Annotated in this window: 21 protein-coding genes and 1 tRNA gene; 12 read left to right on the top strand and 10 right to left on the bottom strand. The window is 63.9% G+C overall.

What is annotated here, in order from left to right; all coding sequences use genetic code 11:
- Positions 1-24: 24 nt before the first annotated feature.
- From ribBA to nrdR, 4 genes are read right to left on the bottom strand one after another with little or no spacing between them, the layout of a single operon-like run.
- Positions 25-1,116, bottom strand: a complete 1,092-nt coding sequence (gene ribBA / locus D886_RS0116245; RefSeq protein WP_012270288.1) for a bifunctional 3,4-dihydroxy-2-butanone-4-phosphate synthase/GTP cyclohydrolase II — start codon at positions 1,114-1,116, stop codon at positions 25-27.
- 18 nt (positions 1,117-1,134) lie between these two features.
- Positions 1,135-1,800 carry a riboflavin synthase gene (locus tag D886_RS0116240; protein ID WP_027594907.1) on the bottom strand — a complete coding sequence of 222 codons (666 nt, stop codon included), beginning with the start codon at positions 1,798-1,800 and terminating at the stop codon, positions 1,135-1,137.
- A gap of 42 nt (positions 1,801-1,842) precedes the next feature.
- Positions 1,843-2,973 (bottom strand): bifunctional diaminohydroxyphosphoribosylaminopyrimidine deaminase/5-amino-6-(5-phosphoribosylamino)uracil reductase RibD, encoded by a 1,131-nt coding sequence (gene ribD, locus D886_RS0116235; RefSeq protein WP_027594906.1) that lies wholly within the window; start codon positions 2,971-2,973, stop codon positions 1,843-1,845.
- A 2-nt stretch (positions 2,974-2,975) separates the two neighbouring features.
- On the bottom strand, positions 2,976-3,440 hold the full coding sequence (nrdR, locus tag D886_RS0116230; RefSeq protein ID WP_009685710.1) for a transcriptional regulator NrdR: 465 nt from the start codon (positions 3,438-3,440) through the stop codon (positions 2,976-2,978).
- A 105-nt stretch (positions 3,441-3,545) separates the two neighbouring features.
- Here nrdR and D886_RS0116225 point away from each other — a divergent pair, with 105 nt between their 5' ends.
- From D886_RS0116225 to trxA, 3 genes are read left to right on the top strand one after another with little or no spacing between them, the layout of a single operon-like run.
- Positions 3,546-3,998, top strand: coding sequence for a YbaY family lipoprotein (locus tag D886_RS0116225; RefSeq protein ID WP_027594905.1), 453 nt, complete (start codon positions 3,546-3,548; stop codon positions 3,996-3,998).
- Entirely contained in the window at positions 3,999-4,658 is a 660-nt protein-coding gene (locus tag D886_RS0116220) for a methyltransferase (RefSeq protein WP_027594904.1), read from the top strand.
- A 31-nt stretch (positions 4,659-4,689) separates the two neighbouring features.
- Positions 4,690-5,562 carry a thioredoxin gene (gene trxA / locus D886_RS0116215; protein WP_027594903.1) on the top strand — a complete coding sequence of 291 codons (873 nt, stop codon included), beginning with the start codon at positions 4,690-4,692 and terminating at the stop codon, positions 5,560-5,562.
- A 130-nt stretch (positions 5,563-5,692) separates the two neighbouring features.
- On the opposite strand, the gene D886_RS0116210 is transcribed toward trxA, so the two are convergent.
- A complete protein-coding gene (locus D886_RS0116210) occupies positions 5,693-6,034 on the bottom strand; it encodes a hypothetical protein (protein WP_027594902.1) in 342 nt (113 codons plus the stop codon).
- 133 nt (positions 6,035-6,167) lie between these two features.
- On the opposite strand from D886_RS0116210, the gene D886_RS0116205 reads away from it, so the two are divergent.
- The 5 genes from D886_RS0116205 (at position 6,168) to D886_RS0116185 (ending at position 10,031) form a co-directional block, all read left to right on the top strand.
- Positions 6,168-6,737 (top strand): DUF2796 domain-containing protein, encoded by a 570-nt coding sequence (locus D886_RS0116205; RefSeq protein WP_027594901.1) that lies wholly within the window; start codon positions 6,168-6,170, stop codon positions 6,735-6,737.
- A complete protein-coding gene (locus tag D886_RS0116200; RefSeq protein WP_027594900.1) occupies positions 6,738-7,448 on the top strand; it encodes an ATP-binding cassette domain-containing protein in 711 nt (236 codons plus the stop codon). It begins immediately after the preceding gene.
- Positions 7,448-8,713 (top strand): ABC transporter permease, encoded by a 1,266-nt coding sequence (locus D886_RS0116195; RefSeq protein WP_027594899.1) that lies wholly within the window; start codon positions 7,448-7,450, stop codon positions 8,711-8,713. The genes D886_RS0116200 and D886_RS0116195 overlap by 1 nt, the downstream gene beginning before the upstream one ends.
- A gap of 9 nt (positions 8,714-8,722) precedes the next feature.
- Positions 8,723-9,238, top strand: a complete 516-nt coding sequence (locus D886_RS0116190; protein WP_027594898.1) for a DUF3299 domain-containing protein — start codon at positions 8,723-8,725, stop codon at positions 9,236-9,238.
- Between the two features lie 109 nt (positions 9,239-9,347).
- Complete coding sequence (locus D886_RS0116185) at positions 9,348-10,031, top strand: OmpW family protein (RefSeq protein ID WP_010951793.1); 684 nt, start codon at positions 9,348-9,350, stop codon at positions 10,029-10,031.
- Here the strand turns inward: D886_RS0116185 and D886_RS0116180 are convergent.
- Complete coding sequence (locus tag D886_RS0116180) at positions 10,019-11,242, bottom strand: MFS transporter (RefSeq protein ID WP_033694228.1); 1,224 nt, start codon at positions 11,240-11,242, stop codon at positions 10,019-10,021. The genes D886_RS0116185 and D886_RS0116180 overlap by 13 nt on opposite strands.
- Before the next feature lie 98 nt (positions 11,243-11,340).
- On the opposite strand from D886_RS0116180, the gene D886_RS0116175 reads away from it, so the two are divergent.
- Positions 11,341-11,784: a helix-turn-helix domain-containing protein gene (locus D886_RS0116175; RefSeq protein WP_027594896.1), complete on the top strand. Its 444-nt coding sequence runs from the start codon at positions 11,341-11,343 to the stop codon at positions 11,782-11,784.
- Positions 11,785-11,941: 157 nt separating this feature from the next.
- On the opposite strand, the gene D886_RS0116170 is transcribed toward D886_RS0116175, so the two are convergent.
- Together D886_RS0116170 and D886_RS0116165 are read right to left on the bottom strand one after the other, a co-directional pair.
- Positions 11,942-12,874, bottom strand: a complete 933-nt coding sequence (locus D886_RS0116170) for an NAD-dependent epimerase/dehydratase family protein (RefSeq protein ID WP_027594895.1) — start codon at positions 12,872-12,874, stop codon at positions 11,942-11,944.
- Complete coding sequence (locus D886_RS0116165) at positions 12,867-13,751, bottom strand: sugar nucleotide-binding protein (RefSeq protein ID WP_033694227.1); 885 nt, start codon at positions 13,749-13,751, stop codon at positions 12,867-12,869. The genes D886_RS0116170 and D886_RS0116165 overlap by 8 nt, the downstream gene beginning before the upstream one ends.
- A 470-nt stretch (positions 13,752-14,221) precedes the next feature.
- Between D886_RS0116165 and D886_RS0116160 the strand changes: the two genes are divergently transcribed.
- Positions 14,222-15,040 carry a TSUP family transporter gene (locus tag D886_RS0116160; protein ID WP_027594893.1) on the top strand — a complete coding sequence of 273 codons (819 nt, stop codon included), beginning with the start codon at positions 14,222-14,224 and terminating at the stop codon, positions 15,038-15,040.
- Between the two features lie 27 nt (positions 15,041-15,067).
- On the opposite strand, the gene D886_RS0116155 is transcribed toward D886_RS0116160, so the two are convergent.
- A complete protein-coding gene (locus tag D886_RS0116155; protein WP_027594892.1) occupies positions 15,068-15,877 on the bottom strand; it encodes a helix-turn-helix transcriptional regulator in 810 nt (269 codons plus the stop codon).
- Between the two features lie 175 nt (positions 15,878-16,052).
- On the opposite strand from D886_RS0116155, the gene D886_RS0116150 reads away from it, so the two are divergent.
- Both D886_RS0116150 and D886_RS0116145 read left to right on the top strand, forming a co-directional pair.
- Entirely contained in the window at positions 16,053-17,495 is a 1,443-nt protein-coding gene (locus D886_RS0116150) for a sodium:alanine symporter family protein (protein WP_027594891.1), read from the top strand.
- A 72-nt stretch (positions 17,496-17,567) separates the two neighbouring features.
- The gene (locus D886_RS0116145; RefSeq protein ID WP_027594890.1) at positions 17,568-18,557 is read left to right on the top strand and encodes an asparaginase; all 990 of its coding nucleotides are present in this window, start codon (positions 17,568-17,570) and stop codon (positions 18,555-18,557) included.
- Between the two features lie 125 nt (positions 18,558-18,682).
- Here the strand turns inward: D886_RS0116145 and D886_RS0116140 are convergent.
- A tRNA-Sec gene (locus D886_RS0116140) sits at positions 18,683-18,778 on the bottom strand.
- Positions 18,779-18,782 lie beyond the last annotated feature (4 nt).

Here is an 18,782-nt window from a genome sequence, read left to right as displayed (position 1 = left end):
TGAGGGCGCGTGCGCCGTCTCAAGTCACTCGGAGGGCACGTATTCTACAACTTCCAGATCGAATCCGGATATCGCATTGAACTTCATCGGCGAACTCATCAGGCGCATCTTGCGCACACCGAGGTCGCGCAGGATCTGCGAACCGGCGCCGACGGTGCTGTAGGTGGTCGGTGCCTTGGTCGGTGCATCGCCCGCGCTTTCGCGGATGTGCGCCAGCAGCACGTCGCCGTCCAGCGGGTGGCCCAGCAGCAGCACCACGCCGCTGCCGGCCTCGGCCACGGCAGCCATGGCCGCGCGCAGGCTCCAGCGGCCCGGCTGCTTGACCAGCAGCAGGTCGCGCAGCGGGTCCATGTTGTGCACGCGTACCAGGGTCGGCTCTTCAGCGCAGATTTTGCCCAGGGTCAGGGCCATGTGCACGTCGCCTTCCACCGCGTCGCGGTAGGTGACCAGGTTGAACTCGCCCAATTCGCTTTCGACCGGCTGCTCGGAAACGCGCTGCACGGTACGTTCGTGGATCATGCGGTAGTGGATCAGGTCGGCGATGGTGCCGATCTTCAGGCCATGCTCGGCGGCGAACACTTCCAGCTCGGCGCGGCGCGACATGGTGCCGTCATCGTTCATCACTTCGCAGATCACGCCGCTCGGCTCGAAGCCTGCCATGCGCGCCAGGTCGCAGGCGGCTTCGGTGTGGCCGGCACGGGCCAGGGTGCCGCCGGGCTGGGCCATCAGCGGGAAGATGTGCCCCGGGCTGACGATATCTTCGGCCTTGGCGTCCTTGGCCGCAGCCGCTTGCACGGTACGCGCGCGGTCGGCAGCGGAAATACCGGTGGTGACGCCTTCGGCGGCTTCGATCGACACGGTGAACTTGGTGCCGAAGCCGGACCCGTTGCGCGGCGCCATCAGCGGCAGCTTCAGCGTTTCGCAGCGCTCACGGGTCATCGGCATGCAGATCAGGCCGCGGGCGTGCTTGGCCATGAAGTTGATGTGCTCAGGCAGGCAGCACTCGGCTGCCATGATGATGTCGCCTTCGTTTTCGCGGTCTTCGTCATCCATGAGGATGACCATTTTGCCCTGGCGGATGTCTTCGACCAGTTCTTCGATGCTGTTGAGCGCCACTCGGCACCCCCTTCTCAATCAGGATTTCAAGAAGCCGTTGGCGGCCAGGAAGCTTTCGGTAATGCCACTGCCCTTGCTCGGTTCGGCCGCCTTGTCACCCAGCAGCAGACGCTCCAGGTAACGGGCCAGCAGGTCGACCTCAAGGTTGACCCGACGACCTGCGCGGTAGTCGGCCATGATGGTTTCGGACAGGGTGTGCGGGACAATGGTCAGCTCGAATTCGGCGCCATTGACCTCATTGACCGTCAGGCTGGTGCCGTCGACGGTGATCGAACCCTTGTGGGCGATGTACTTGGCCAGCTCCTTGGGGGCACGCACGCGGAACTGGATGGCGCGGGCGTTATCGCTGCGCGAGATGATTTCACCGACGCCGTCGACGTGGCCGCTGACCAGGTGACCGCCCAGGCGGGTGGTGGGGGTCAGGGCCTTTTCCAGGTTGACCTTGCTGCCGCTCTTGAGGTCGATGAAGGCGGTGCGCTTGAGGGTCTCGACGCTGACGTCGGCCCAGAACCCATTGCCCGGCAGTTCGACGGCGGTCAGGCACACGCCGTTGACGGCGATGCTGTCGCCAAGCTTGACGTCACCCAGGTCGAGCTTGCCGGTCTCGACGTAGACGCGCACGTCGCCGCCCTTGGGGGTCATGCTGCGAATGGTGCCGATGGATTCGATGATGCCGGTGAACATGGGGTCTTCCTCAAGAACGGGTTGCGCAGGGCAAGCCAGGCATTATACGCCGGGCGCCGGCAGGGGGATGGCCGTGACCCGCCAGTCATCGCCCACTGCGCGCATTTCGGTAATTTTCAGTCGCGGTGCTTCGCTCATCTTCGCCAGGGGCCAGTCCAGCAGCGGGCGGGCCTGGGAACCCAAGAAGGTGCCGGCGACGAACAACTGGTATTCGTCGATCAGGCCTTGCCGGGCGAACGCGCCAGCCAGGCCTGCGCCGGCTTCCAGCAGAATCTCGTTGACGCCACGCGCGGCCAGCACACGCATCAACGCGGGCAGATCGACCTGGCCATCGGTGCCTGGCAGGCTCAACAGCTCATGGCCTGCCTCGGCGTAACGCGGCGCTTCAGCGGCGGCCGTCACCACCAGGGCCGGGCCGGCCTGGAAGAACGGCGCATCCAGCGGCAGGCGCAGGCGGCCATCGATCAGCACGCGCAACGGCGTGCGGCTCAAGGCCAGGGCGCGGGTTTCGTCGTCCAGGCCCAGCTCTGCGCCCCGCACCGTCATACGCGCATTGTCGGCCAGCACGCTGGCGGCGCTGGTGAGCACCACACTGGCGCGCGCGCGCAGCCGCTGAACCTCAGCGCGGGCGGCAGGGCCGGTAATCCACTGGCTTTCGCCGCTGGCCATGGCCGTGCGGCCGTCCAGGCTCATGGCCAGCTTGGCTCTGACAAACGGCAGGCCACGCTCCATGCGCTTGAGAAAACCTGGGTTGAGCGCGCGGGCCTCAGCTTCAAGCACACCGCTGCTGACCTCGATACCGGCCTCTGCCAGGCGCCGCAGCCCCTGCCCCGCCACTTGCGGGTTGGGGTCTTGCATCGCGGCCACCACGCGGGCCACGCCAGCCTTGACCAGCGCTTCGGCGCACGGCGGCGTACGGCCATGGTGGCTGCACGGTTCGAGGGTGACATAGGCGCAAGCGCCGCGGGCGCGTTCACCGGCCTGGCGCAGGGCATGCACCTCGGCATGGGGCTCGCCGGCGCGCACATGCCAGCCTTCGCCGACCACTTCGCCATCGCGCACGATCACGCACCCCACACGCGGGTTGGGGTGGGTGCTGTAAATACCCTTGCGGGCCAGCTCCAGGGCGCGGGCCATGTAGTGGGCATCGAGGATCGCGGTCTGGCTGGGCATGCTCACTCTTTAGCTGGCTCACGGGCCAGGCGGTCGATTTCTTCGCGGAATTCGTCGAGGTCCTGGAAGCGTCGGTAGACCGAGGCGAAGCGGATATAGGCCACCTCGTCGAGCTTGCGCAGCTCGGCCATCACCATTTCACCCACCACCAGTGACTTGACCTCGCGCTCGCCGGTGGCACGCAGGCGGCTCTTGATGTGCGCCAGCGCCGCTTCCAGGCGCTCGACGCTGACCGGGCGTTTTTCCAGCGCCCGCTGCATGCCTGCACGCAACTTGTCTTCGTCGAAAGGCTGGCGCGTGCCGTCCTGCTTGATCAGCCGGGGCAGCACCAGTTCGGCGGTTTCGAAGGTAGTGAAACGCTCGCCGCAGGCAACGCACTCACGACGGCGGCGCACTTGCTCGCCCTCGGCGACAAGACGAGAGTCGATGACCTTGGTGTCGTTGGCACCGCAAAAGGGACAGTGCATGGTGGCAGGCAACAAAAAAAGGGAGGGCCATGGTAGCGCATCCCACTGGCAAGACAAGCCAAAGGGGTTAACATCCAGGGAAATCTGCCCGTGAAGGATGCCCCAATGCACTATCGAGCGCTCGTCGTGCTGTGCTGCGCCGCCCTGCTTGCCGCTTGCGGTAGCGACCAGCCCAAGCCCGATCAAGGCCAGGCGCCTGCGCCAGCCAAAGTGGCCAAGAAGGCCCAACCGCTTGGCCCGCTGCCCGCCTACCAGCGTGAGCTGAGCGGTACATTGCTGGAAATCCCGGCCGGCGCCGACGTGGAGCTGGCCCTGTTGGTGATCGACGAACGCGACCGCCCGCAACGCCTGCTGGCCAGCAGCAACCTGACCGGCACCGGGCAGGCGCTGCCTTATCAGTTGCGCTTCAACCCCGAAGCCTTCCCGGCCGGTGCCCGCGTCGAACTGCGCGGCCGCGCCAGCAGCTCCGGGCAGTTGATCATGCACCTGCCCCCTGTGCGCATCGCCCAGCCGCAAACCCAGGCCACCGGCCCGCTGCGTTTCGAGAAGGCACCGTAAGTGCCGCCACTGGCACTGCAACAGGCCCTCAGTGGCCTGATCGGCGAGGCGCGCCTGGTGGTCAGCGACCTGCCTGACTGCGAATTGAAACTCTGGCTGATCGACGACCAGAACATGGACCGCGCCTTCAGCAGCGAAGAAACCCGGCGCATTCTCGAAGAACCTCCGTACTGGAGCTTCTGCTGGGCCAGCGGCCTGGCCATGGCCCGCTACCTGGCCGCACACCCGGCATGGGTGGCGGGCAAGCGTGTGCTCGATTTTGGCGCGGGCAGCGGCATCGCCGGCATTGCCGCTGCCCGCGCAGGCGCCCTTGAAGTGGTGGCGTGCGACCTCGACCCACTGGCCCTCGACGCTTGCCGCGCCAACGCCGCGTTGAACGGGGTGGAGCTCGGCTACAGCAACGATTTTTTCGCCGAGGACGACCGATTCGACCTGATTCTGGTCGCCGATGTGCTGTATGACCGCGCCAACCTGCCACTGCTCGATGCCTTCCTCGGCCGCGGTCGCCAGGCGCTGGTGGCCGACTCGCGGGTTCGCGACTTCAGCCACCCGCTGTACCAACAATTGGGCGTGCTCGACGCACTGACCCTGCCGGACCTGGCCGAGCCCCACGAATTCCGCCGGGTCAGCCTGTACCACGCCAGCCGCGAGCCTTTATAGTGGTGCCATTCACGAGTTTGCGAGAGTCGCGATGAGCCAAGACACGCCGTACATTTTCGACGCCACCGATGCCACCTTCCAGCAATTGGTCATCGAAAACTCCTTCCACAAACCGGTCCTGGTGGACTTCTGGGCTGAGTGGTGCGCGCCCTGCAAAGCGTTGATGCCACTGCTGGAGAAGATCGCCGAGGGTTATCAGGGCGAGCTGCTGCTGGCCAAGATCAACTGCGACGTGGAGCAGCAGGTGGTCGCCCAGTTCGGCATTCGCAGCCTGCCGACCGTGGTGCTGTTCAAAGACGGCCAGCCGGTCGACGGTTTTGCCGGGGCGCAGCCGGAGTCGGCAATCCGCGCGCTGCTCGAACCGCACGTGCAGATGCCGGCCGAGCCTGCCGCATCGCCGCTGGAGCAAGCCAAGGCGCTGTTCGCCGAAAGCCGCTTCGCCGAGGCCGAAGCACTGCTCCAGGCGCTGCTGGGTGAAGACAACAGCAATGCCGAGGCGCTGATCCTGTACGCCCGTTGCCTGGCTGAGCGGGGCGAGCTGGGCGAGGCCCAGGTGGTGCTGGACGCGGTCAAGACCGACGAGCACAAGGCAGCCCTGGCCGGAGCCAAGGCACAGCTGACCTTCCTGCGCCAGGCTGCCAGCCTGCCGGAAGTCGCCGACCTGAAGAGCCGCCTGGCGCAGAACCCAGAAGACGATGAAGCGGCCTACCAGTTGAGCATTCAACAACTGGCCCGTCAGCAGTACGAGGCGGCGCTGGAAGGCTTGTTGAAGCTGTTCAAGCGCAACCGCGGCTACGAGAACGGGTTGCCGCAGAAGGCGATGTTGCAGGTGTTCGAACTGCTGGGCGGTGATCATCCGCTGGTGAGCGTCTATCGCCGCAAGCTGTCTTCAGCCCTGTTCTGAGGCAGGCACGCCCTTGTAGGAGCAGCCTTGTGCTGCGAAGAGGCAGGTGAAAGCACAGTCAATCTGCGCTGCTTTCACCGGCCTCTTCGCAGCACAAGGCTGCTCCTACCCCCGAACGCGTGTGACCTTGTCAGCCGACCCAGTGATACACCGGCGCATCCGCGCCACTTTCCACCTTCACCTCGCTGCTGTGCCGCAACCGCACCAGCAGTCGCTTGCCCGCCGCGGTACTCCCCGCCAGCCCTTCCAGGCGGTCCAGCAACGCTGGCCCATTCATCTGCCCAGCCTGGCGCAGCACGTCGCGCGCTGCGGCCCACTGCCCATCATCTTGCCCCGGCGCTGCTGGCGAGGCGGCCGCCGCTTCGGCGGTAACCGGCACCTCGAGGTGTCGCCCCAACTGCGCCCACTCGGCCGGCTCCAGCTCGACAGTCAGGTCCACGGGCCAGTCACCAATCTGTCCACGAATTCTCATGATGCTTTCCTTGAACGCAGGTCAATGCAGCCATGCTACAGCAACATGAAACCTGCGCCACACAGGCTGGCGGGAGGCGGAAAAATTGTTATAACATTACCAAATCATTCCCAGTCTGCTCCTGGAGTCTTCCATGCGTCGCCTGCTGCTCGCCCTGCCCTTCGCTCTGCTGCCCCTCGCCATGGCCCAGGCCCACGATGACCATGATCACGCCCATGGCACCCTCGGTGCCCATGAGCATGGCGTGGCCAAGCTCAACGCCGTGCTCGATGGCAACACCCTGGAGCTGGAGCTGGACAGCCCGGCGATGAACCTGGTCGGTTTCGAGCACGCTGCCAATAGCGATGCCGACAAAGCCAAGGTCGCCGCCGTGCGCCAGCAGCTCGAGCAACCCTTGCAGCTGTTCGGCCTGGCAGCAGCCGCTGGATGCAAGGACGATGCACAGGAGCTGGAAAGCCCGCTGTTCGGCGATGCCCCGAAAGCCGACGACGATGGCGACGAGCATGAGCACGGCCATGAGCACAGCGATATTGGTGCGCATTACCAACTGACCTGCGCCAACCCGGACAGCCTCACCCAGATCGACCTTGCCCCGCTGTTCAAGGCCTTCCCCGCTACCCAGAAGATCAACGTGCAACTGATCGGCCCTAAAGGTCAGAAAGGCGTTGAAGCGACACCCGCCAAGGCCGCGGTCGCGTTCTGAATGGGCCAGCCGCTGATCGAACTGCATGACCTGGTCTTTGCCTGGCCTGGCCAACCGGCCCTGCTGGATATTCCCGCCTTCCAGCTGGAGGCCGGCGAGGCGTTGTTTCTCAAAGGCCCCAGCGGCAGTGGCAAGACCACGCTGCTGGGCCTGCTGGGCGGCGTGAACCTGCCTGGCCAGGGCCGCATTCGCCTGCTCGGCCACGACCTCAATGGCCTCGGCCAAGGCGCGCGCGATCGCTTCCGGGTCGACCACACGGGTTACATCTTCCAGCAGTTCAACTTGCTGCCGTTTCTGTCGGTGCGCGAGAACGTCGAGCTGCCTTGCCGCTTTTCGCGCAGCCGCGCCACGCGCGCGGCCCAGCGCCATGGCAGTGTCGACCAGGCCGCCGCCACGCTGCTCGCCCACCTGGGCCTGGGCGACCCCGCCCTGCTTGCCCGGCGCGCCGACAGCCTGTCGATCGGCCAGCAACAACGGGTAGCCGCTGCACGAGCACTGATCGGCCAACCCGAACTGGTGATCGCCGACGAACCGACCTCGGCCCTCGATGCCGACACCCGCGAAGCCTTCATCCGCCTGTTGTTCGACGAGTGCCGGGCAGCCGGCGCCAGCCTGTTGTTCGTCAGCCATGACCAGAGCCTGGCACCGCTGTTCGACCGCCACCTTTCCCTGGCCGAACTCAACCGCGCCGCCAAGCCCCGGGAGGCCTGATGTACCTGCTTCGTCTTGCCCTGGCCAGCCTGGCCAACCGCCGTTTCACCGCCTTCCTCACCGCGTTCGCCATTGCCTTGTCGGTGTGCCTGCTGCTGGCCGTAGAGCGCGTGCGCACCGAAGCCCGCGCCAGCTTCGCCAGCACCATCAGCGGTACCGACCTGATCGTCGGCGCCCGCTCAGGCTCGGTGAACCTGCTGCTGTATTCGGTGTTTCGTATCGGCAACGCCACTAACAACATCCGCTGGGACAGCTACCAGCATTACGCCCAGGACCCACGGGTGAAGTGGGCGATCCCTATTTCGCTGGGCGACTCGCACCGCGGCTATCGCGTGATGGGCACCACCGGCGACTACTTCAGCCACTACCAATATGGCCGCAGGCAGCACCTGGAGCTGAGCCAGGGCCGCGCCTTCGCTGACGACCCGTTCGAAGTGGTGCTCGGCGCCGAAGTGGCCGACGCCTTGCACTACACACTGGGCGACAAGCTGGTACTGGCGCATGGCGTTGCGGCGATCAGCCTGGTCAAGCATGACGACAAGCCGTTCACCGTGGTCGGCGTGCTCAAGCGTACGGGCACCCCGGTCGACCGCACCCTGCATATCAGCCTGGGTGGCATGGAGGCGATCCATATCGATTGGCACAACGGGGTGCCCGCCCGCGGTGCCGGGCGCATCAGTGCCGACCAGGCACGTACCATGGACCTGCAACCTGCCGCCATCACCGCGTTCATGCTTGGCCTCAACAGCAAGATCGCCACCTTCAGCCTGCAACGGGAAATCAACGAGTACCGCAACGAACCCTTGCTGGCGATCTTGCCCGGGGTGGCCCTGCAGGAGCTCTGGAGCCTGATGGGCACCGCCGAGCAAGCGCTGTTCGTGGTTTCGCTGTTCGTGGTGCTGACCGGGTTGATCGGCATGCTGACGGCGATTCTCACCAGCCTCAACGAGCGCCGGCGGGAGATGGCGATCTTGCGCTCGGTCGGTGCCCGGCCCTGGCATATCGCCGGGTTGCTGGTACTGGAGGCGCTGTCGCTGGCCGTGGTGGGGATCGTCGCCGGGCTAGGCTTGCTGTACGCCGGCATCGCCCTGGCGCAGGGCTATGTGCAGGCCAACTATGGGTTGTTCCTGCCGCTGGCCCTGCCGAGTGCCCATGAATGGACGCTGCTGGCTATTATCCTCGGGGCTGCACTGTTGATGGGCAGCGTGCCGGCCTGGCGTGCCTATCGGCAGTCGCTGGCCGATGGCTTGTCGATCCACCTCTGAGAAAACGCCATGCTCCGCGCACTTCTGTTATCACTGGTAGTACTCGCCGCCCCCACCTGGGCGGCCGAACCCCGCGAACTCGACTGGTCTGCATTGATCCCGGAAGGCGCCCCTGTCATCCCGCCGCAACTGGCTCCGCTGCACGACCTGTCACAGCTGAGCGACGCTCTGGCCGCCGAATCGGCGCCCGCCGCCCGCCAGCAGGCGCCGGATGCCCCGGTGGTGAAAAGCCTGGATGGCGAGCAGATCAAGCTGCCCGGCTACATCGTGCCGCTGGAGGTCAGCGAAGAAGGCCGCACCACCGAATTCCTCTTGGTGCCCTACTACGGCGCTTGCATCCACGTGCCGCCACCACCCTCGAACCAGATCGTGCACATCTTCAGCGAGATGGGCGTGCGCGTCGAAGACCTGTATCAGCCCTACTGGATCGAGGGAAAGCTGCAGGTGAGCGCCTCCAGCAGCGAACTGGCCGACGCCGGATACCAGATGGAAGCCGAGAAAATATACGCTTATGAGCTGAAGTGAGAACTGTTTCGAATTCGTTCCGACGCTTCTTTGAGCTGGGTCAAACTTTCGGTTTAGACGCATCCGTACCATTGGACTACTCAATTACTAATGTCCTCTGGGAGCTTCCATGAACAAGTCCTTGCTCGGCGCCTCGCTTGTGGCCCTTGCGCTCGCCGCCCCTGCCGCCCACGCCTATCAGGCAGGCGATATGATCCTGCGCGCCGGTGCCATCACTACCGCACCGAACGAAAGCAGCGGCGACCTCAAGTTCGACGGCAACAAGGTGTCGGGCACCAAGGCAACCCTGGACAGCGACACCCAGCTGGGCCTGACCTTCGCCTACATGCTCACCGACCACATCGGCCTGGAGCTGCTGGCGGCCACCCCGTTCAAGCACACCGTGGGCGTCAAGGGCCTGGGCGGCGGCCTGGACGGCAAGCTGGCCGACATCAAGCAACTGCCACCGACCCTGTCGCTGCAGTACTACCCGATGGAGCCGAATTCCCGCTTCCAGCCGTATGCCGGCGTGGGCATCAACTACACCCTGTTCTTCGATGAAGACCTGAGCAGCGCGCGTAAAGAACAAGGCTTCAGCAACCTGAAGCTGCAGGATTCGGTCGGCATCGCTGGCCAGCTGGGCATGGACTACATGCTCACCGACAACCTGCTGGTCAACGCCTCGGTCTGGTACGTCGACATCGACACCAAGGCCAGCGTCAACGGCCCGACCGCGCTGGGCTACAGCAAGACCAAGGTCGACGTCGACGTCGACCCGTGGGTTTACATGGTTGGCCTTGGCTACAAGTTCTGATCCCTGGCAGGGAGGGCGGCCGTTGCCGCGCTCCCTGTTCTTGCCCCCAGCCAGCAACCCAAGGCTGTCGCACTGATCCCCGCCCCCAGCCCGCACACCGCCGCCCACCCCCATCGGGCATAGACCCAGGTCGCCAGCACCGCGCCCAATCCGCTACCCAGTGAATAGCAGCACATGTAGGCGCCAATCAGGCGGCTCGCCTGTGCGCTGCGCCCGGCCAGCAACAGGCTCTGATTGGTGACATGCACGGCCTGCACCGCAAAATCGAGCAACACCACCCCCACTAGAAACGCCAGCAGCGAATGCTCGACGAACGCCGTCGGCAGCCACGACACCGTCAGTACCGCCAGGGCGAACCCGGTGGTGCGCTCGCCGCGGCCTTGATCGGCCAACCGGCCGGCCCGGGAAGCAGCAACCGCGCCCGCCACGCCGGCCAGGCCAATCAGGCCGATCTGGGTATGGCTGAGCGCCAAGGGCGAAGCGCTCAGCGGCAGCACCATCGCGCTCCACAGCACGCTGAAGGCGGCAAAGATCAACAGGCCGTATAACCCGCGTCGGCGCAGGGCAGGGTCTTCCTTGAACAAGGCCCACAGCGAGCCCGTCAATGCCAGGTAACCGAGGCGCTGCGCCGCCGGCCGGGCACCCGGCATGCCGCGCCAGAGCAGGCAGGCCATCAGCATCAGTACCCCAGCGGCGGCAAAATAGACGACACGCCAGCCCGCCATGTCGGCGACGAAGCCAGACACCAGCCGCGCCAGCAGAATGCCCAGCACCACCCCGCTGGTGACCGTGCCCACCGCCTGCCCCTGCTGTGCGGGGGTGGCCAGGGTGGCGGCATGCGCCACCATCACCTGCACCATGACGGCCATCAACCCGACCAGCGCCAGCGCCATCAGCAGCACCGCCCAGTCCCAGGCCATGCCTACCGCCATCAGGGCCAGGGCCGAAACCCACAACTGGCCGACGATCAGGCGCTTGCGGTCGATCAGGTCGCCTAGCGGCACGATCAGTAGCAAGCCCAGCGCATAACCGGCCTGGGTGGCGCCGACCACCCAGCCTATACGCTGCTGCCCTACCCCCAAGTCCCGTGCCATGGACTCGAGCAAGGGCTGGGCGATGTACACCGTGGCGACTGCAATGCCGCAGGTGAGGGCCAGTAACAGGGTCATCGCGCGGGTCAGGCGGGGTTGTGTAGCGTTCGGGGTGTGCATGGCGTATCCCTTCAATCTGGTTTCAAATTAAAACCACATATGGATTTCTAGCAAATGTGGTTTTAATCTGCAACCAGAACCCTAAAGAGAGCCGCACGATGCTCGACGAAACGAACGGACAATGCCCGGTAGCCCGGGCCCTTGAAGTATTGGGTGATCGCTGGGCGCTGATGATCCTGCGCGACGCCTTCGATGGCTTGCGCCGCTTCAGTGAGTTTCAGAAGAACCTCGGGCTGGCCAAGAACATCCTGGCCTCGAGGCTCAAGTTATTGGTGGAGAGTGGGCTGTTGGCGTTGCAGCCGGCATCGGATGGCAGTGCCTACAAAGAGTATGTGCTGACCGAAAAAGGGCGTTCGGTGTTCCCGCTGGTGATCGCCTTGCGCCAGTGGGGGGAGCAGTACTTGTTCGAGGCCGGAGAAACGCGATCGGCGTTGCTGGACCGCGCCACAGGGGAAACGCTCGAGACCCTGCAAGTGCGCGCTCGGGATGGGCGGGTGTTGGGGCCTGATGATTGCCAGCGCACGGTGGTGCGGCACGGTTGAGCCCGGCGCCACGTGGCTGGCAAGCCAAGACGCCTGTAGGAGCAGCCTTGTGCTGCGAAGAGGCCGGTGGCAACAGTGAAAATCTACTGTGTTGCCACCGGCCTCTTCGCAGCGCAAGGCTGCTCCTACAGGACGGCGTGCGTTGCCGAGCCTGCGGTCAGGCCTTGCCGAGCAAGCGGGACAAGCCTTCGACCAATGGCGTTGGCGCCGGGAAATCGAAGCGTGTCAGCAAGCGCTGGTTATCCGCCCGCGAATGGCGAATGTCGCCCGAGCGGGCTGGGCCATAGCTGATCGCTGGCAAGCTGCCGATTACCTTTTCCAGGGCCGTCAACAGCTGGTTGAGCGAAGTCGCCTGGTTCAGGCCGATGTTCACCGCGCCCTCCTCGACCTGCTGCTGCTCCAGCGCCTGGATCATCACCTGCACCAGGTCCCCTACATAAAGGAAATCCCGGGTCTGTTCACCATCCCCGAACACCGTGATCGGCAGCCCTTGGGTGGCACGCTCGCTGAAGATGCTGATCACGCCCGAATACGGCGAGGAAGGGTCCTGGCGCGGGCCGAAGATATTGAAGAAGCGGAACACCACCGGCTCCAGACCATGCTGGCGGCGGTAGAAATCCAGGTACTGCTCGCTGGCCAGCTTATCCACAGCGTAAGGGGTCAACGGCGCTTTCGGTGTTTCTTCAGCAATCGACTCGCCTTCGCCGTTGTTGCCATACACCGCAGCACTGGAGGCGAACAGCACCCGACGCACACCGTGCAGGCGCATGGCTTCGCAGACATTCAGGGTGCCGATGAAATTGCTCTGGTGAGTCTTTACCGGATCCTCGACCGAAGCCTGCACCGACGCCACGGCCGCCAGGTGCACCACCGCAGCGCAACCAGCGGCCGCACGGCTGACCAGCCCAGCATCGGCGACATCGCCTTCGATCAGTTCCAACCGTGGGTGGGTAATCTGCAGGTTGTCCCGCTTGCCAGTGGACAGGTCGTCGAGAATGCGTACGGCGTAACCCTTGGCCAACAGCGCATCGCACAGGTGAGAGCCGATGAAGCCGGCACCGCCGGTGATCAGGATGGGGGCATCAGCCATGGCGGTAGAAACGGTCCAGTAGGGGCGGCAGGCCGGCGCGCCAGGCGCGGGGCTTGATACCGAAGGTGTGAAGGATTTTCTTGCAGGCCAGCACGGCGTGCTGGGGCTCTTCGCTGGCGTCCGGCCGCGCGGCATGGGCCTGTGGCGTGGGCGCCTGCACCGCCAGCTGACGGTACTGGCCAGCCTCGGTCAAAATCGCCTGCCCCAGCGCCAGTGGCGTGGTCGCTTCGTTGCCGGCGTAATGGTAGGTGCCCCACAGCGGCGCGCTGCAATCGAGCTGCTTGAGCACCGACAGGATCACCCGGGCAGCGTCATCGACCGGCGTCGGGTTGCCGCGGCGGTCATCTGCCAGCAGCAATTCCTGAGGTTGTTCGGCCCGGGTCAGGAAACGGCCCAGTGCCCCATCGACGCTTTCATCGAGCAGCCAGCCAAAGCGCAGCAGCACATGTTGCGGGCACGCCGCCCGCACGCTCTGCTCGATGCGCCACAGGGCCTGGCCACGCAGGCCGAGCGGCACCGGCTCGTCTTTCTCGCTGTAGGCCGTGGCCCGCGACCCGTCGAAAACCCGGTAGCTCGAAGGCTGCACCAAGGTGATCTGGTGGTGCTGGCACAACTCTGCCAGCCGCTCCACCGCCCGCTCTTGCTGAGCCAGGCGTTGTTCGCTGACCGACTCGGCCTGGAACCAGTCGAAGTAATAGGCCAGGTTGACCAAGGCATTGGGGCGGTGATCGTCGAGCAGCTGAGTGAGGCTGGCCGGGTCCCAGCCGTTCTCCGGCGGGCGCGGTGCCAGGAATGCAATGTCCTCTTCAGCCCCGAGACGAATCAGCGCTTGCCCGAGGGCATTGCCACCACCCAACAGCATTAGGCGCATACGCATAGAGTCAGCAGATCCGGAGAGGTTGATTGAGGGAAAGGGGTCATTTTGCGGTTTCCGGGCGGGGAAGTCCAACCCTAGGCTGGGATGAACTTGCACAGCCCATTCCTACCACTGCATGAGAAATGCCCTACACAGCGCATGAGCCTGGTCCTGCATCACAACTGAAAAAAGCCTGGCTTAATAATTCGCAGATCCAGAAAAAACCCGACAAAACCTACATACAAGAAAAAATAATGACAGGACGTTATCGCGATAACCTTGCCTGAAATACTGCACTTTAGATTCCACCTGCAGTTCGATCAGCACCTTGATTTAACACTGCAATAGGGCAGTTACCAGTTCGCCCTTCTTCATAAGGCCTGCAAGCCCAAACAGCGCTGCTGATCAACAACAGCCAGACGCTTCACGCACCTGAAATTATCCTGGATAACCGGCGCCTATTGGTACGCTTGGTTGCAAGGAGGCACCGAGTGGAAGTTGAAGTTTCTACACTGATAATTCTCGCGGTTGTCGCATTGCTCGCTGGTTTTTTTGATGCCATTGCAGGGGGCGGGGGAATGCTAACGCTGCCCGCGCTGTTCATCGTAGGCATTGACCCACTGGCTGCAATGGCCACCAACAAACTGCAAGCGTCGTCGGCAAGCGTTTCTGCAGTGTGGGCATTTGCACGCAAGCGCATGATTGATTGGCGAGCTGGCTTGCCCATGGCCATTCTGTCATTTGCAGGCGGTGCGGCGGGCGCATTATCGATCAGCCTGCTCGACAGAGCATTTCTGCAAGCATGCGTACCTGTCTTGTTGATCGCAGTCGCTGGCTACTTCGCACTCAGCCCCAAGCTCAACGAGCAAGAACGCAAACGTAGAGTATCGACAGCCTGCTTCGCGGCAACGATTGTGCCGCTGATCGGTTTCTATGATGGGATCTTTGGCCCAGGCACCGGCTCATTCTTCATGGTTGCGTTCACTGTATTGCTCGGGCAGAACATCTTGCAGGCGGTATGCAACAGCAAGTTGCTCAACGCATCCTGCAACCTGGGAGCACTATCGGTGTTCGTGCTGAGTGACTCGATCATCTGGCACTTGGCACTGACAATGGCAGCATGCGCCATCATCGGTGCACAAGCAGGCGCGCGCTGCGCGCTGCACTTCGGGCCACGCCTGATCAAACCCTTGCTGATTACAGTGTGCTGCCTGATGGCAACCAAGCTCCTGCTCAGCGATAACAACCCAATCGGAGAATGGGTCAGGCAATGCTGGATACAGCTCATCAGTCCAGGGCAGGTGTATTAAATGCTGCTTTAAGTAGCGAGCGAGAGGTTACTCGATCTCGAACAAGCCATTACTCAACGGCCCCACACTCAACCGCTCGCGCACGTCGTCATCGATACGCGGGTCATCCGGCCGGTACAGCTTGACCTGGCGATAGGCATTGATGCGGTTGATCTCTTCGCCCAGGTACTCCCACACCACTCGGGTGCAGGCCGGGTTGCGGCGGTCGCCGCTGGAAACGCCGGTCTTCAGGCCGTTCAGGCGGGTGATGCGGCTCTTGAAGCTGGGGATGAGAATGGTCTGGCTCATCTCGTTAAGGGTCAGCGACTCGTAGTCGATCAAGAACATCCGGTCCTGCAACTGGAACGCCGCGCCCAAGTAGCGGCAACGCACCTCGGCATGCAGGTCGGTGGCACTGCTGCGCTCCTGACGCTCCTGGCGCTCGAACAGGAAGCGGCCGCGCTCTTCACGCAGATGCACCAGCGATAGCAGGATCGACCCCGGTACCGACATGCAGTTGGAGTACTCGAAGTAATAGCCGCAGTAGCGCGACAGGTTGCCCGCGTGCTCGTGCAAGGGGCGGAACAACTCGCTGATCGGGTCGCTTGGCTGTTCCGCCACCGCCGACACACGGGCGCCGATCAGCCGAGCGAACTGCTCGGGCGGCTGGTTCAGCTCGTAATCCTCGACACCGAAGAAATCGCCGATGCGTTTGAGGTTGAAAGCCGTCGGACGGCTCTGGCCGCTGAGGTACTTGTTGAACTGCGCGCGGTTGATCGACAGCTGCCGGCAAACTTCCGAGATAGAGCGGTAGTGGCTGCAGGCCAGTTTGAGGTTGGTAGCGAAATGATCGCTCATGTTCAGAATCCAGGTGACGCGAATGGCGCAAGTGTAGCATCAAGTCGCATCAAGTCAGAGCAACCCGCGAAATTGTAACCACTCTTGTCATAGCCAAACATGCGCCCCAACGATAGCGGTGCGCCTGCCGTCCGCTGGTCATTCCACACGAAGAATAAGAATCGAGGTCATTTTAATGCTCGAAGTACTCAACGATTTCCTTTCAGGGAAACTCCTCATCGTGTTGATCGTCGGTCTCGGCGGTTACTTCACCATCCGCTCGCGGTTCGTCCAGTTCCGCCATTTTGCCCACATGTTCGGTGTGTTCAAGGAATCGCTGCGTGGCCAGGCAGGCCAGCTGAGTTCCTTCCAGGCCCTGATGCTGAGCCTCGCCGGCCGCGTTGGCGCCGGTAACATCGCCGGTGTTGGCATTGCCGTGACCCTCGGCGGCCCAGGCGCGGTCTTCTGGATGTGGGTCACCGCGCTGGTGGGCATGTCCAGCAGCTTCTTCGAATGCACGCTGGCCCAGGTCTACAAACGCGCAGACGGTGACGGCCTGTACCGTGGTGGCCCGGCCTACTACATCCAGCACGGCCTGAAGCGCAAGAACATGGCCATCGTGTTCTCGATCCTGCTGCTGGTCACCTACGGCTTCGCCTTCATTGGCCTGCAGTCGTACACCGTGACCCACTCGCTGCAGAACGCCTTTGCCTTCGACCCTAAGCACACCGGTATCGTCCTGGCCGTGCTGCTGGCCATCACCTTCCTCGGTGGCATCAAGCGCATCGCCGCCGTGTCTGACCTGTTGGTACCGGTCAAGACGCTGGCCTACATCGGCGTGACGCTGTACGTGATCGGCACCCAGATCGAGCACGTGCCTGCCATGCTGGAAACCATCTTCAAGAGCGCCTTCGGCCTCGACCCTGCGTTCGGCGGCCTGCTGGGCAGTGCCATCGTCATGGGCGTGAAGCGTGGCGTATTCGCCAACGAAGCGGGCCTGGGCAGTGCGCCCAACGTCGCTGCCGTGGCGGCCGTGAAGCACCCGGGCGCGCAAGGCGTGGTCCAGGCGTTCAGCGTGTTCCTCGACACCTTCGTGATCTGCACCTGCACCGCGCTGCTGATCCTGCTGTCGGGCTTCTACACCCCAGGCTTCGAAGGTGACGGCATCGTCCTGACCCAAAACTCGCTGGCCGCCGTGGTCGGTGACTGGGGGCGCCTGTTCGTCAGCGTCGCGCTGTCGCTGTTCGTCTTCACCTGCATCCTCTACAACTACTACTTGGGCGAAAACAGCCTGCAGTTCCTGACCCGCAACCGTGCCGTGCTGATGCTGTTCCGCGGCCTGGTGCTGGCGCTGGTGGTGTGGGGTTCGATGCAGGACCTGTCGACCGTGTTCGCCTTCGCCGACATCACCATGACCTGCCTGGCCTTCGTCAACCTGGTCGCCCTGGCCCTGCTGTTCAAGGTCGGCCTGCGGGTGATGCGCGACTACGATGATCAGCGCAAGGCTGGCATCAAGCAGCCAGTGTTCGATTCGGCCAAGTTTGCCGACCTGGACCTGGACCGCAATGCCTGGCCTGCCAATACGCAGGCCGAAACAGCCGCTGACAAAGCCGTGGGCCAAGCCCAGCTTCAGCGCTGATATCCTGCCCTGCCCAGCCGCCCCACCTGCGGGCGGCTTTTCTTTCTCCGCTTACCGCCTCGGATGATCTCCATGCGCGCAGTAAAGAATCTTCTCGTCCTCTACACCGGGGGCACCATCGGCATGCTCGAAACCCCTGAAGGCCTGGCGCCAGCGGGTGGTTTCGAGGCGCGGATGCGCGAGCATTTCGCCCAGATGGCCGATGCACCCCAACTGCACTGGACACTGCAGGAAATGAACCCGCTGCTCGACAGCGCCAACATGCAGCAGCACAACTGGCTGGCCATGCGCGATGCCATCGTCGAGGCGGTGGACGTTGCCGGCCATGATGCGGTGCTGGTCCTGCATGGCACCGACACCCTGGCTCACAGCGCCGCGGCGTTGTCGTTCCTGCTGCTTGGCTTGCCGGTGCCGGTGCTGTTGACCGGCTCGATGTTGCCGGCCGGTGCACCGGGCAGCGATGCCTGGGACAACCTGTGCGGCGCCCTGCGCCAGTTCGAACAAGGCCTGGAAAACGGCGTGCAGCTGTACTTCCACGGGCAGTTGCTGCACGGCTGCCGGGCCTCGAAACTGCGCAGCGAGGCCTTCGATGCCTTTGCCGCGCTGCCGCGCCATCGCGACGGTGAGCGTGCCACCACCCTGCCCGCCGAGCTTGGCTACCAGCACCCGCGCCAGCCGGTCAACCTGGCGGTGATGCCGGTGTTCCCTGGCTTGCAGGCCGGGCATCTGCGGGCAGTGCTCGACAGCGGCGTGCAAGGTTTGCTGCTGGAGTGCTACGGCAGCGGCACAGGGCCCTCGGATGACCAGGCATTGCTGGACGTACTGCAAGCGGCGCGTCAGCGGGGTGTGGTGCTGGTTGCGATCAGCCAGTGCCCGGAAGGGTCGGTGGTGTTCGATACCTATGCGGCGGGTAACCGCCTGCGTGGCGCTGGCCTGGTCAGTGGCGGCGGCATGACCCGTGAGGCAGCGCTGGGCAAACTGTTTGCGCTGCTGGGGGCTGGGTTGGGTGCAGAAGCTGCTGAGCAGTGGTTTGCGCTGGACCTCTGTGGAGAGCGGGCTTAAGCGTCACGCTTTCGGGCCTCTTCGCGGGTAAACCCGCTCCCACAGGTACTGCACACGTCTCAAGAACTGTAAAGCCCCTGTGGGAGCGGGTTTACCCGCGAAGAGGCCCTAAAGGGAGAAGTTAATGGCGGAAGGCAGCGGGAGTCGAACCTGCCCGGGAACGGCTGCCGTCCCCAACCGGGTTTGAAGCCCGGCCGCGCCACCGGGCGCGATTGCCTTCCTTGA

The sequence above is a fragment of the Pseudomonas sp. LAIL14HWK12:I7 genome, from assembly GCF_000483465.1.
GTDB lineage: Bacteria > Pseudomonadota > Gammaproteobacteria > Pseudomonadales > Pseudomonadaceae > Aquipseudomonas > Aquipseudomonas kermanshahensis.
Note: the sequence above shows the minus strand (reverse complement) of the source record. Positions and strands in the feature narration are given on the sequence as shown.

What these genes read in the sequence shown, in the direction of transcription:
- D886_RS0116195 (WP_027594899.1), top strand. Translation starts at nt 7,448, where the DNA reads ATGTACCTGCTTCGTCTTGCCCTGGCCAGCCTGGCCAACCGCCGTTTC.
- D886_RS0116200 (WP_027594900.1), top strand. Translation starts at nt 6,738, where the DNA reads ATGGGCCAGCCGCTGATCGAACTGCATGACCTGGTCTTTGCCTGGCCT.
- D886_RS0116210 (WP_027594902.1), bottom strand. Translation starts at nt 6,034, where the DNA reads ATGAGAATTCGTGGACAGATTGGTGACTGGCCCGTGGACCTGACTGTC.
- D886_RS0116155 (WP_027594892.1), bottom strand. Translation starts at nt 15,877, where the DNA reads ATGAGCGATCATTTCGCTACCAACCTCAAACTGGCCTGCAGCCACTAC.
- D886_RS0116150 (WP_027594891.1), top strand. Translation starts at nt 16,053, where the DNA reads ATGCTCGAAGTACTCAACGATTTCCTTTCAGGGAAACTCCTCATCGTG.
- D886_RS0116170 (WP_027594895.1), bottom strand. Translation starts at nt 12,874, where the DNA reads ATGGCTGATGCCCCCATCCTGATCACCGGCGGTGCCGGCTTCATCGGC.
- D886_RS0116225 (WP_027594905.1), top strand. Translation starts at nt 3,546, where the DNA reads ATGCACTATCGAGCGCTCGTCGTGCTGTGCTGCGCCGCCCTGCTTGCC.
- nrdR (WP_009685710.1), bottom strand. Translation starts at nt 3,440, where the DNA reads ATGCACTGTCCCTTTTGCGGTGCCAACGACACCAAGGTCATCGACTCT.
- D886_RS0116175 (WP_027594896.1), top strand. Translation starts at nt 11,341, where the DNA reads ATGCTCGACGAAACGAACGGACAATGCCCGGTAGCCCGGGCCCTTGAA.
- D886_RS0116180 (WP_033694228.1), bottom strand. Translation starts at nt 11,242, where the DNA reads ATGCACACCCCGAACGCTACACAACCCCGCCTGACCCGCGCGATGACC.
- D886_RS0116190 (WP_027594898.1), top strand. Translation starts at nt 8,723, where the DNA reads ATGCTCCGCGCACTTCTGTTATCACTGGTAGTACTCGCCGCCCCCACC.
- D886_RS0116165 (WP_033694227.1), bottom strand. Translation starts at nt 13,751, where the DNA reads ATGCGTATGCGCCTAATGCTGTTGGGTGGTGGCAATGCCCTCGGGCAA.
- D886_RS0116145 (WP_027594890.1), top strand. Translation starts at nt 17,568, where the DNA reads ATGCGCGCAGTAAAGAATCTTCTCGTCCTCTACACCGGGGGCACCATC.
- ribD (WP_027594906.1), bottom strand. Translation starts at nt 2,973, where the DNA reads ATGCCCAGCCAGACCGCGATCCTCGATGCCCACTACATGGCCCGCGCC.
- D886_RS0116240 (WP_027594907.1), bottom strand. Translation starts at nt 1,800, where the DNA reads ATGTTCACCGGCATCATCGAATCCATCGGCACCATTCGCAGCATGACC.
- D886_RS0116205 (WP_027594901.1), top strand. Translation starts at nt 6,168, where the DNA reads ATGCGTCGCCTGCTGCTCGCCCTGCCCTTCGCTCTGCTGCCCCTCGCC.
- trxA (WP_027594903.1), top strand. Translation starts at nt 4,690, where the DNA reads ATGAGCCAAGACACGCCGTACATTTTCGACGCCACCGATGCCACCTTC.
- D886_RS0116185 (WP_010951793.1), top strand. Translation starts at nt 9,348, where the DNA reads ATGAACAAGTCCTTGCTCGGCGCCTCGCTTGTGGCCCTTGCGCTCGCC.